This window comes from Marivita sp., assembly GCF_051251565.1.
GTDB lineage: Bacteria > Pseudomonadota > Alphaproteobacteria > Rhodobacterales > Rhodobacteraceae > Marivita.
The window spans coordinates 1-12,623 of the sequence record NZ_JBPOFB010000024.1 but is presented as its reverse complement, the minus strand read 5'-3'; the positions used below and the strand labels follow the sequence as shown (position 1 = coordinate 12,623).

The window sequence follows — 12,623 nt, the reverse complement described above, 5'->3', positions numbered from 1 at the left end:
TCGAAGACACCGCTGTTGTTCAAACCTTCACCTCGTTCTTCGACACTGATTGCGGTCCGGTCCTGAGTCGTGAGACTTCGGCCTGGGCTTCAGATTGGCCCTGAGGCGCAATGGATTCGGGCAGCGGGTCGCCGGACATATGTGCCGCAATCAGGGATCGCAGCGGGCTGCTCCATTGCGCAACGTGGGGCGGATGGAACAGATTGAAATGGTCGGCTCCGCAGGTCAAAACGCGCACTGAACCGCTGCTGAGCGCCGCCAGCCGGTCCTGCCTTGACTGCGCGACAGGGCCCTCCGGGGCGGCAAGAACCCCGACCAGTGGGTGGGTCAGCCGGGTGGCAGGCATGTAGGCGCGCTGTTTGCTGAAACGCTGGGAGAACTGCGCCTCATACTCTGCGACGCGCGCCTTTGGCAGGGCATCGCGCAGTATGGGCATAACCTGCGACCAGTAGCGGCGCTGGTCAAGCGGCAGGGCGCTGCTGTCCTGAACTGGCTGCGGTTCGCCCGGAATACGGTCAAGCAGGACCACCAGCGGATACATCCCTTCGCGCCCAAGTTGGGCTGCCGCCGCGACGGCCAGATCGGCGCCAAAGGACCAGCCCAGCAGCACCCGATACCCGCGACCACCATCTGGCGCCTGATCCAGAATCCAGCGCGCCATTGCAGGCACATCCGGTGCCGTGTCCAGCCCCGGCAGGTCGTCGACCCCGTCGACGGACCAATCCGGCGCCAGCGTGCCAAGCCATTCCCGGTAGATGCTGGAACTGCCCATCAGACCGGGGAAACACAGCATTCGGGCCGCATCGCCCCGGTTACAAAGCCGCATGATCGCCGGAACCGGCCCAGAGTCCGCCTTGTCCTGGCCCTGCACCGCGTCGATCTGCGCGGCCATTTCGCTTAGCATCGGCGTGTCATTGAACCATCGCAGCGGCAGGCGCAGTCCGGTTTCGCGCTTCATCAACGCGGACACTTCTATGGCGCGTAGGGAATGGCCGCCCAGCAGAAAGAAATCAGCGTCACGCGCGACCGTTTCCAGCCCCAGAACCGTGGCCCAGATCCGCGCCAGACGTTGCTCGGTCGCGGTCCGGGGTGGCGATCCCGTCGGTGACAGATCCGGCTGTTCCCCAAGGGTGGCCAACATCGTGGCGATGTCTGTCTTGCCGTTCTCGGTCATCAGAAGCCGCGACAGAAACACAAACCTCTGCGGAATCTGCGCGCTGGTCAGTTGCTGCGCCAGACTGAGGCGCAGCCGGGCCGGGTCGCGGTTCCCGTCGGACATCCGCAAAAAGGCGACCATCTGTGCCGCGGCCCCCTGCCCGGTTATGGCCACCGCCGCTTCCTGTACTGCCGGGTCACGCAGCAAGGCAAGTCGGGTTTCCTCGGGGTCGACACGATGCCCGCGGATCTTGCCGATTCCGTCGCGGCGACCGCCAAATTGTAAAGTGCCATCAGCGGCGATACGACCCAGATCTCCGGTGCGGTAAAAGGGCTGGCCGCTGATCCGGGTGAATCCACCAGTCGGCGCAGGGGCAAGATAGCCGCGCGCCAGCGCCGCGCCGCCCACCGCAATCTCGCCCATGACGCCGCGCGGAAGGGTGTCGCCGAACCGGTCGACAATGCGGATTTCGGACTCGGCGACCGGTATGCCCAGCCTGTGGCTATCGCGGTCCGACCAGGTGGTGATCGTCTGGGGTGTCGTCATGGCGCAACCGATGGTGGCCTCGGTCGGCCCATAATGGCAGGCAAGATGCAGCCACGGGCACAGATGCGCTAACCGGGCGATCTGGTCCGGGTCCGGACTTTCACCCCCAAGGACCAGCAGCCGCCAGTGTGTCAGCGCGGCAAAGCGTCGGGGATCGGGCGCGCTCAGCAGAAGATGCAGAAAGGCGGGCGTGGCCTTTATCACAGTGATGCGACGGTCAGCCATGGTGCGCAGCACCCGGTCGGGATCGACAGCGGCCTCGGCCCCTAGCCAGAACACCGCGCCGCCGGCCGCTAGCAGCCCAAAGGCGGTCGTGTAGCCCAGATCGAACGCCGGAGAGGTCACCTGCAACGCCCGATCTTGCGGCGTGAAACCAAAGGTCTCGCCCACGCTGTGGCAATAGTTGGCAAGTGCATCATGGGGCACCACAACGCCCTTTGGCGCGCCGGTCGATCCAGAGGTGAAGATGCAATAGGCCAACGGATCAGACGCGTCAGTCGCGGCGTCCTGGGCGGCATGGCACCCTGGCAAACCCAATGCCAGCCTAGGAGCGGCAGCGTCCAGGATCTGTTGCTGGCGCAGCGCAGGCCATGCCGGATTGACCGGCACGAAAGCCGCCCCATTCTGCCAGCAGGCCAGCGCCTGCACCAAGAAATCATGGTTTTGACCGGCGGCAATGGCAACGCGGTCGCCAGACAGTACGCCTTGGTCTGCAAGGTCCGCGGCCGTCTGCGCAACCCGGGCGATTAGCGCTGAGCGCGTCAATGTGGCCTGCGCATCGCCAGTGACGACCGCTTCGGGATCGCCCTGCGCGAGGGCGCTGATGACAGGTTGCGCCCTCGACGATATCTGCCTGCCCCGGAGCCGACTTGCCACCGCGTCTGTGGTACACACAGGCACGGAAATAATTGGCGCAGACGGCGTATCAAGCAACCGTTCCAGCAGATCGAGAGCAACCGTCAGCAGCATCTCGACCCGCTCGACTGGAACGCGGTTCACATCGTGGCGCGCCTCAAGATAGGGTCCCTCCCCAAGTGAAAACCCGATCTGGAAATCGTAATGATCCCAGCTTTGTGCGCTGTAGTCACAGAGCGTCAGCCCGGCCTGCGGAAAATCGAGGCTGTCCGCCTGCCCCCAGGCGAGCGCCGCAGGACGACCGATCATCGTGTGGTCGAGTTGGTCGGCCCGCAACCCACCCGCCGCCAGAATGTCCGACAGCGGCAGCGCAGACCACAGCGGTGCATCGCGCAACTGCACCTGCATGTCCTGACACAGCTGAGCAAACTCCTTGCCACCCGCTTCCGCAACCCCAAACGTGTTGCCCGATGAAAGATGCACCCGAACCGGTACAGTTGCCGCAAACAAGCCGATGGCGCGGTCGATATCGGGCAGGTCGTGGCCACGGTTCGCCATGACAGAGGCAAAGACAGCCCCATCCTGATCCGTCAACCGCGCCAGAACCACGCCCCAAAGCGCATGCAATATGGCGCTGGGGGTTATGCCCTGGCGGCCGGCAAACGCTTGGATTCCTGCAGCTAGCGTCTTGGGGATGGGTCTTGTGACCGAAGCCATCGCACCCGGTGGTTGCGTTGCATCCAGCACTGGCAAAGTGGTAATTCCGGCCCCCTCAAGAACCGACTGCCAATAGGCTCTCCCCGCCGCACCGCGACGGGTCTTTTGGCTGTCGGCAAGGGCGCCGACCGTTGTCTGTGCAGGTGCGGCGGGTGCTTCCGCACTCCCCAGACGATGCGCATAAAGAGCCATGAGATCACCGATCAGCGTCTGCGCCGACCAGGCATCCAGAATGATATGATGAAAGGTCACGATCATCGTGCAGGAGCCGTCCGACCCGGGCAGCAGGCGAACCCGAAGCAGCGGATCGCGCGCCAGATCGAAACGCACGTCGCGTTCGGCCCGGGCCAGACCAGCGACCGAAGTCCCGGAGTCCGGATCAAAGCAGCGCAGATCCGGCGCGCGCGCGCTTAGAACTGCCTGTACCACGCGGCCTTCGCGGCTGCGCACAAAGGCGGTCCGCAAGGCGGCGTGGCGATCCGTCAGATCACGCCACGCATCGGCAAGCGCCGCAACATCGACACCCCCGATCAATTTGCACATGAATTGTTCTATATAAGCGGATTGCCGGCTTTGCGTCCCAGAATCAGCTTCGAAGGCGAACAGAGCCTCTTGCAGGCCCGTCATAAGATGCACCGACTGCACCCTGCTTGATACTGATTTTACCACAATGACGTATACAAAATCAGTACGGTCATATCACCAACATTCCCTATTGAATTCTCAGCAACTGACATCGTCTGATCAGGCCTGCGGATCAAAGTATCTTTTAGCCATGAAGGTAATTGAAAGTTTCGGAAACGCCTAAAGACGGTAAATGGCCAACTTGGTCTGCGCGGAAAGACATGTTACCAAGCGTTAGCTGGTTGTTAGGAATGGTCCACGATGAATAATTTTGACAGCCGCCGGGCGACGCTAGCTTTTTTTTTACTATTCCCTACTTACACGGCGTCACAAGGCATTGATCCGACCTTGTCGAACTTGCTCGACATCACCCAGGAATCAACCGTGGGGAGCTATGGATTCTACGGATCCACCTCTGCCATCCAATTTGGCGACAGCTCGCGCTGGACTGGTGCAACGGGCGTAACCGGGCCGGCCACGGCGTCACAGGGAGGTCGCGCTCTGGTTGTCGATGATCGTTTTCGTATCGGTAGCCAGACCAAGACGTTCACCGGCACGGTAGTGCTGCAGTTCGTCGATTCCGGTGTCGTCAGCCTCGATGACACGCTGCAAGACTGGTACGATTTGCAGCCCACGGCCACCGCGGCCCTGTCCGTGATGCCGCAAAGCTTGCGGGAAACCATCACGATACACGACCTGCTGTCGATGCGCACCGGAATTGCCGAATACCTTGGCGGACCCAATCCAAACAACCCGGGCCAGACGGTGCTGGATGTCTGGAACGCCAATAACGGCAACTACGACCTCACCCGTCAGCAGTTGCTGACGGCGAGTCTGGCGCTGCCCTCAACCATGACGCCAGGCGACGAAAGCACATTCGAGTATTCCAACGCGAATTTCATGCTCGCCGGCATCATCGCCGAAGCTGCAAGCTGTCAGGCCGGAAGCTGTCGCGACATCGGCACGCTGATCACGGATGAGGTGATCGTGCCATTGCGTCTTGACGATACGCTCTATCCAGTCGGCACCGAATGGGGCACCCTTCAGCATACCAACGGCACTTGGAATTATTACGGTGCCCTAAGCGACTATACCGAAACGACTCCGTCTGTGCCAAACGCGGCCGGTGCGATGATTTCCAGCGTACAAGACCAGCTGGACTGGTTGGTCGAACTGACCACCAATGCGAACGGCACCCTCGATCCAGCCACCTTTGCAGAGCGGCTTCAGAACACGACCGACATGGATGGTATGGTCGGCACGGTTGTCGGCGGCTACGGTCTGGGCATCTACGGGCAGCACAGTCTGGAGACCGGCGCCTTCATGCTGGGCCACGGAGGCGAGCTGAGCGGGTACCAGACGCTGATGTTCCATTTTCCGGGGGACACGACGACGCCGCTTGACGACCTCTTTGTAGTCTCTGACATCAACACCTTCCTGAACATCCCGGACGAACGCACCTTTCTGCCGTCGGATATCAACAGCATCTATTACGACCTGCAAAAGACCGTGGCGCTATATCGGGCTTTTCAGGCCAATCCGGGCGGGTGCGTGTCCGTGGGGGCCGACACGACCTGCACGGCCACCACTGTCGCGAACACAACAAGGGCGGTTGGAAGTACCTTTACCATCCAGCCATCCGGTCAGCGCTGGGTGTCACCTCCGGTCAGCTTTGACGCCCCAGTGCCGACCTATGTCTACTATGGCACAAACGGCACAGGCGTGACCGCAACGGATTCGCTCATCACAGTCGAACAGGACGGCCTGCTCGAAGGGTACGGCACGGGCATGACGCTTTTGCAGCTTGGCGGCACCGCCAATACCGTCGAAATTGCCGGCGACCTTTTCGCAACCGGCGACGGTGCGGTCGCGCTGGATGCGAGTGCTGCGTCCAACGACACGATCCGTGTGGCAACAACCGGCAATGTCACCGGCAACATCCTCGCCACCGGGGGCACAGATACGCTACGTATGGACGGCGAAGTGTTGGGCGATGTGACCCTTGGCCCTGACGCAACACTGACAGGTTCTGGCGCGGTGATGGGGATGGTGTCCGGCGCTGGTACATTTGCCCCCGGCACCCCGGGCGCGGGCACAGCCTCCGCGATGACGATCTCGCGGTTCGAATCCACGGGCGGCACGCTGGACATCACTGTCTTTGGCTCCGGGGGCAACGCGAACATGCTTCTGGTAGACGAACAGACCTCCGAAGAGTTTCCGGTTGCTGACACGGGTATCGCGATCCTGAACAGCAGTACGCTCCGATTGACGGGAACACCGCTCAGCGGTGATATTCAGGTACCGGTCCTGACCGCCGTCAATGGCCTGACCGGCACCTTTGCAACGGTCGAGGATGCCACCGGCGTAGTCTCCCCGGATCGTGGTCGGTTGCGGTATGATCTGGTCTACACCGCAGACAGTGTATTCCTGACAAGCACCAGCCCCGCAGCCTTTGATGCCGTGGCCGCCGGCACCTATGGCGGCAATCTGAATATATTGGACCAGGCGCTGGAACAGTCGCAGGCAATGGCGCTCAACCGCCCCTCCGCCCCATTTGGGTTTGCCCGCGCACTAGGTTCTTATGCCTCTTACGGCGGGCAGGACCAGGTGGCGGGCTTTGATATCGCCACCGGTGGACTGGCGGGCGGAATCGGCGGCCCTATGGGACCGGACGGATACTTTGCGCTGACAGTCGCGCAGACCAATGCAGCGGCAGGCGTCCGCGACGTCGGCGCAACACAGGACATCGACGCGCTGTCGACTGGCATCAGCTTTGGTTTTGGTGTCGGTGCGCTGGATGGCTCGGCTTCGGTTTTCTATGGCAAGGGCGATGTCGATTACCGCCGCGAGACGGGTTCCGGCACCGCCAAGGGCAGCACCGACCAGCGACTCTGGAGCGCGATCATTGGCGTCGGGCAGACCTTTGAACAGGGCGACTGGCGGCCCAGTTGGCGGTCGAGTCTGGCCTATTTCCATGTGACCGAAGACGCCTTTAGCGAAACCGCGTCACCCGGCGTCGCGATGAGCTTTGAAGAACGCAGCTATGAACGTCTGCGTCTTGGGCTTGGCGTCAAGGCGGAGCGCAAGCAACGCGATCTGACGCTGTCGCCTTGGGTCAGCGCCGACCTCCTGTATCATGCCGATCTTGACAGCTCCGACATCCGCTACACCGCACCGGGGACCGATGGAACGCTGAGCGCCCGTTCGGCAGACGGCTTGGAGGTCCGGTTTGGGACAGGCGTCTCCTATACGATGGGCTCTGGCGCGATCTGGAGCGCAGGAATCACCGCCAGTGGCGGTGATCTTGCGGAAATGGCACGGCTGAACGCGAGCCTGAATTTCAAATTTTGAAGCGTCTTTCGCAGGATTTCTGGCGTTCTGGTGCGCCCAAATTCAGTTGCGTTCGCAATATGTGCGTATTCCGGGGTGATCCGCCCACCGATTCCGATTTGATGCGCCCACCCCAATAACGTGCTGCTGCGAGGCAATCTGTAACCGGCTACCTTTCGCCCTTTTGGCACGAAGGAAGCCCGATGAAGAGATTGCCGATGCGGAAGATACGAGATGTTTTACGGCTTTCGGCCGAGGGTCTGTCGACGCGCCGGATTGCGTCGAGCCTTGCGATTGGGCGCACCACCCTTCGGGGCTACCTTGATCGTGCCACTGAGCTGGGCCTGAGCTGGCCGCTTCCGCCAGAGATGTCCGATAGGGACCTCGAGCATCGTCTGTTTGATCGGGCCTACCAGAACACCCGACGGATCGCGGCCCAGCCTGACTGGGCGCATGTCCACCGCGAGTTGCGCCGCAAGGGCGTGACGCTGTCACTGCTGTGGGAGGAATATCGCGGTGATCACACGGCAGGCTGCGGATTTCAGAATTACCGGACAGCGATTACGCTAAATCCCGGACAGCCGTTTCAGTAATTCCCGGACAGCCCGGGCACGGCTGATCCTCTGCCTGCAGTTATGTTTCTGACGGTATCGTTTCGCGGTTTTTCAGGTGGGTCAAGTTCTCGTTTTGATCTTTTCTGCGCATGCTGTCTCCCTTGAGGTCGATGCGGTGGGCGTTGTGGACGATCCGGTCGAGGATGGCGTCTGCGATTGTGGGCTCGCCGATCATGTCGTGCCACCCAGAGACGGGCAGTTGCGCGGTGATGATTGTGGATCTCCTCTGGTAGCGTTCCTCGAAGAGTTCGAGCAGGTCGAGGCGCTGTTGATCAGTGAGCCCATGGGCGCCCCAGTCGTCGAGAATGAGCAGTTGGACGCGGGCCAACTTGTCGACCAGCTTTGGGAACCGCCCATCGAGGCGGGCCATCGCCATATCTTCAAAGAGTCGTGGCATGCGGGCGTAGAGGACCGCGTGATCGAGGCGTGCGGCTTGATGCCCGAAGGCGCAGGCAAGCCAGGTTTTGCCGGTGCCCGTTTGACCTGTAAGAATGATCTGCTCCTTGGCCTTGATCCAAGCGCCTTGTGCCAGCGCCAGGACCTGCCGGCGGTCGAGACCCCGGCTGGCGGCGAAGTTGACGTCTTCGATGCAGGCGTTGGGGAAGCGCATCTTGGCATTACGCAGCCTGTTGGCGAAGCGTTTGTCGGCCCTTGCCAAGGCTTCCCGGTCAAGCATGAGTCCAAGCCATTCGTTACGGTCAAGGGCTTGGCCCGGGTCCTGTTCGGCGAGGGCCTTCCAGGCATCGGCCATGCCTGTCAGACCGAGCGCGGCCATCTGGTCGAGGGTGGGATGTGTCAGCAATTGATGTTCCTTTTGTGCTGAGGGTTACTGGTAGTACCTGGCGCCACGGATGTTGTCGTGTGCCGGAGTGGGGGTGATCGGTTCTGGCGGCGTCGGGGCCTGATCGAGCCCGGTGACAAGGATGGAGCGCACCGAGGCATAGGAGACGGTTCCGACCGTCAGGGCGCGGTCGCAGGCCGCTTCCAGTCTGTCCGCTCCGAACTGACGCTGCAGGCTGAGCACGCCGAGGGCGGACCGGTATCCCTGCTCGGGATGTGGTCTGTCACGCATCAGGCGCTCAACGAGCGCGGCCGTGTGATAGCCGGTGCGGGCTGCCCGGATTATGAGGCTTTCCGGCGTCATGCCGCCATAGCGTTGGTGCGCCTTGGGCATGTGTTCCTTGATCGTGGAATGACCGCCCCGTTGGCCGCGGCGGTGATGCACGGCAACACGTTCGTGATTATGGAAAATCTCGATCATGCGGTGGGTTAGCCGTACATCGACCTTCCGACCGATCAGGCGATGCGGCACGGAATAGAAGCTGTGCAGCACCTCGATATGGTAGTCGGGATGCACCTTGGCCTGCTTCCATTCGGCATACTCGAAAGGCGTGTCGGGCAAGGGGCGCAGCGCCGCACGTTCGACCTCTTCGAAGAGAACCTGCCGGGAGCGACCTGCCCGCCGCATGGTGCGCGCATTGAGATCTGCAAGCAGCTCGGCAATGGCCACGTTCAGGGCTTCTATGGAAAAGAATTGTCGGTTGCGCAGGCGGGCCAGAATCCAGCGTTCCACGATCAACACTGCGCCCTCGACCTTGCCCTTGTCGCGCGGCTTGCGCGGCCGCGTGGGCAGCACCGTCGTATCGTAATGAGCAGCCATGTCGGAGAAGGTCTTGGTGACCGACGGTTCGAACCAGAGCGGCTTGGCCACTGCCGCCTTGAGATTGTCGCACACGATCGCCTTGGGAACGCCGCCAAAGAACTTCAGCGCACGAACCTGGGCGTCAATCCAGTCGGGCAGCTTCTGGCTGAGGCTGGCCCAGGCGAAGGTGTAATTGGAGGCGCCAAGCACGGCGACGAAGATCTGGGCGCGATGTTCCTGACCCGTCGCAGGATCAATCACAGGAAGGGTGTGGCCGGCGTAGTCCGTCTGCATCACCGCACCCGCTTCGTGGCGGTTGCGATAGCGTGGGCTGATCCGGTTCTCGAATGCACGGTAATGCTCGCAGAACCAGGTGTAGCCGTAGCCATCAGGATGCGCGGCCCGGTATTCCTCCCACAGAAGCAGCAACGTCACGCCCTTGCGCTTCATCTCGGCGGCCATCTTTGGCCAGTCGGGTTCCCTCAGGTCCCGAGAGGGGCGGCCAACGCGCTGAAACACGACCTGCGTCAGCGTCGCATCGTCATCGCGCCCCGTAGGAAGAGGCCAGCAGTTCAGCCCTGCTTCCCGGGCCCGGTTCAGGTATGTCGCCACAGTCGTCTTGCTGAGCTTCAGACGTGCTGCAACCTCACGCGCCGAAAGACCTTACTCGTGCGTCAGTCGCAGTATGGATCGTATGTCTTGCACAGTCGTGCGCCTCGCTTGCTTCTGTCTCGGCATGGTCCCTCCCGGCCTTGTTCAAGACCGGCAGAATGCCGTGACATCGCAGGCGATGATCAACCGTGTCCGAGCCCTCCCGGAACTGTCCGGGAATTAGCGAAATCGCTGTCCGGGAATTACCGAAACCCGCAATGCGCGACCGCAAGCACCCCGAACAGGGTTATCGCACCTGTTTGGGCGTGATCCGACTGGCCGACAAGTTCGGTCGGGACCGGCTTGATGCGGCTTGCAAAAGGGCGCTCGAAATCAACGCGCGGTCCTATTCGTCGGTCCAATCCATTCTGAAGAATGGGCTGGACAGCAGGCCCCGCACCCGCGCCACGGAGGAGCCTGCAATCACCCACACCAACATCCGTGGTGCCGATTACTTCCATTGAAAGGAACACAATGCTTGACCACCCAACCCTTGATCACCTGAAGGCCCTGCGGCTTGACGGTATGGCCGAAGCCTTTGCCGAACTACAGGCTCAGGAGGCTGCTGGCGATCTCAGCCACGCCGAATGGCTTGGCCTGCTGGTCGACCGCGAAGTCGCCAGCCGCGAAACCAAGCGCTTCAAGGCCCGCATGCGCTCCGCCAGGCTGCGCCATGTGGGCGCCTGTCCGGAAGATGTCGATTACCGCGCCCGGCGCGGCCTCGACAAGGCGCTGTTCCAGAGCCTGCTCTCCGGCAAATGGATCACCGACAAGCGCAGCTTGATCATCACCGGCCCCTGTGGGGTCGGGAAAACCTGGCTTGGCTGCGCCTTGGCGCAGGCGGCCTGTCGCGATGGTGTCACCGTGGTTTACAAACGGATGCCACGCCTGTTCGAAGAACTGGAACTGGCCCACGGTGATGGTCGCTTTCCCCGCCTGTTCCGCAGCATCACGAAAGCTCAGCTGCTGATCCTGGATGACTGGGGACCGGACCGGCTCACCGCCACACAACGCCGCGACCTGATGGAAATCGTCGAAGAACGGTATGGCCGCGGATCGATCATGATCACCAGCCAGTTGCCCATCAAAGCCTGGCACGACGTCATCGGCGAACCCACCTTCGCGGACGCCATCCTCGACCGCATCGTCCACAACGCTTACCGCCTCGAACTCGAGGGCGCGTCCATGCGCAAAACCATCGCCAAAATGGATGACGAAATGCCTCAAACCTGATAACCGAAACACGCTGCCTCACGGCAACGCGTCATTGGTGGGCGGATACCCCGGAACAAGTGGGCGCATGTTGTCGGAATGGGTGGGCGCATGCTCCGGAATACGCAGCAATATGTGCTGGCGGCTACTCAGCCGAGATATGCCCGAAAGTTGGTGATGGCCGTCATCAGGCGGCGGTTTGACGTTGCTTGATGCCGTCTTTGAAGACGACCTTCTTCTTCATCGCGTGGCGGAGACCGGGAAAGGCGGGCTGCTTGGGCATCGGCGAGACTCCATTGTCGTTCCCGACAGTCTATCTCAAACCGCTCAGCACGCGAGGTTTTTCAGAGGTTCCTTAGCCAGTCATTTGTCTCACGCTTATTGGCACGGAGGGATCCCGACAACTCTCTTTCACTGCTTCAAGCGCAAGGCCATGTTCACGATGCGCGCAACATCTGTGCTGTTTGCAGTATCACACATCTTTTTGTGCGGAGCTGTCACGTTGGCGATGTGCACCTCTCCGGTTGTAAGCTGGGCAAGCCTTTCGCTCAAATCAGATCGTTGATTGTCGCTTGCCCGGACAAAAGTCACTGCAGTATTCAATTGTTGGCATCCAGACCAGCTCGCCATAAGTGCGGGCGCCTGCTGCATAGCGCTTAGTATTGCATCGAGATCTGCGACCTCAGCTTGGGGTGGGATCAAACCAGTCCGCTTACCTTCAAGAACTATAGCCTCCTTTAGCGCACCCATACTCAGGCCCGCAGGTTTAACGCCAATTGCTTCCGCCTGATCCCAAAGTAGCCCAGCTTCATCAACCGGATCTGCGTTCGTAAAGTCATCGCCGCTTAGGCCTGAATCCAAAAGGAGAACAATTTCTAAAGTAGCGCCCTGCGCCTCCAGTTGCGCTGCCATCTCTTGGGCAACTACACCGCCCAGAGACCAACCCAACAAACGGTAGGGGCCTTCGGGTTGCACCTTGCGCATAGCCTCAATGTAGCACGCCGCCATATCGCAGATCGATGCATGACCAATGCCTCCCATTGACAGTGATTTTGCCTGCATTCCATAGACCGGCAAGGAATTTGGAAGGTTATCCGTAAGATGCGTAAACACTGTTGAGGAACCACCAGAAGGGTGAATGCAGAATAAGGGACGTTCTGTTCCATCTGTTCGCAACGGAAGCAGCGGATCATAAGGACGGCTCTCGGCCTGCGCCAGCCCAACCTCGCGCGCCAGAGCCCGCACCGTGGGATGCGCAAACACCGCCCTGAGCGGC

7 protein-coding genes and 1 pseudogene are annotated in these 12,623 nt (G+C 61.2%); 4 read left to right on the top strand and 4 right to left on the bottom strand.

Annotated elements, in window-relative coordinates:
* Positions 1-19: 19 nt before the first annotated feature.
* Entirely contained in the window at positions 20-3,901 is a 3,882-nt protein-coding gene (locus ACSHXH_RS17615; protein WP_435673117.1) for an AMP-binding protein, read from the bottom strand.
* Positions 3,902-4,282: 381 nt separating this feature from the next.
* On the opposite strand from ACSHXH_RS17615, the gene ACSHXH_RS17610 reads away from it, so the two are divergent.
* Positions 4,283-7,249, top strand: coding sequence for a serine hydrolase (locus tag ACSHXH_RS17610; RefSeq protein WP_435673113.1), 2,967 nt, complete (start codon positions 4,283-4,285; stop codon positions 7,247-7,249).
* A gap of 197 nt (positions 7,250-7,446) precedes the next feature.
* Positions 7,447-7,821 carry a hypothetical protein gene (locus tag ACSHXH_RS17605; RefSeq protein WP_435673112.1) on the top strand — a complete coding sequence of 125 codons (375 nt, stop codon included), beginning with the start codon at positions 7,447-7,449 and terminating at the stop codon, positions 7,819-7,821.
* A 40-nt stretch (positions 7,822-7,861) separates the two neighbouring features.
* Here ACSHXH_RS17605 and istB (ACSHXH_RS17600) read toward each other — a convergent pair whose 3' ends face one another.
* Both istB (ACSHXH_RS17600) and istA read right to left on the bottom strand, forming a co-directional pair.
* The gene (gene istB, locus ACSHXH_RS17600; RefSeq protein WP_435673111.1) at positions 7,862-8,644 is read right to left on the bottom strand and encodes an IS21-like element helper ATPase IstB; all 783 of its coding nucleotides are present in this window, start codon (positions 8,642-8,644) and stop codon (positions 7,862-7,864) included.
* A 24-nt stretch (positions 8,645-8,668) separates the two neighbouring features.
* A pseudogene (gene istA / locus ACSHXH_RS17595) lies at positions 8,669-10,222 on the bottom strand (IS21 family transposase).
* 131 nt (positions 10,223-10,353) lie between these two features.
* Between istA and ACSHXH_RS17590 the strand changes: the two are divergent.
* Positions 10,354-10,599: a hypothetical protein gene (locus ACSHXH_RS17590; RefSeq protein WP_435673110.1), complete on the top strand. Its 246-nt coding sequence runs from the start codon at positions 10,354-10,356 to the stop codon at positions 10,597-10,599.
* Positions 10,600-10,609: 10 nt separating this feature from the next.
* Entirely contained in the window at positions 10,610-11,368 is a 759-nt protein-coding gene (istB, locus tag ACSHXH_RS17585; RefSeq protein WP_435673109.1) for an IS21-like element helper ATPase IstB, read from the top strand.
* 390 nt (positions 11,369-11,758) lie between these two features.
* Here istB (ACSHXH_RS17585) and ACSHXH_RS17580 read toward each other — a convergent pair.
* Positions 11,759-12,623 (bottom strand): thioesterase domain-containing protein (locus ACSHXH_RS17580; RefSeq protein ID WP_435673108.1); only part of this gene is annotated, 865 nt, incomplete at its 5' end.

What these genes read in the sequence shown, in the direction of transcription:
- ACSHXH_RS17615 (WP_435673117.1), bottom strand. Translation starts at nt 3,901, where the DNA reads ATGACGGGCCTGCAAGAGGCTCTGTTCGCCTTCGAAGCTGATTCTGGG.
- ACSHXH_RS17605 (WP_435673112.1), top strand. Translation starts at nt 7,447, where the DNA reads ATGCGGAAGATACGAGATGTTTTACGGCTTTCGGCCGAGGGTCTGTCG.
- ACSHXH_RS17590 (WP_435673110.1), top strand. Translation starts at nt 10,354, where the DNA reads ATGCGCGACCGCAAGCACCCCGAACAGGGTTATCGCACCTGTTTGGGC.
- istB (WP_435673109.1), top strand. Translation starts at nt 10,610, where the DNA reads ATGCTTGACCACCCAACCCTTGATCACCTGAAGGCCCTGCGGCTTGAC.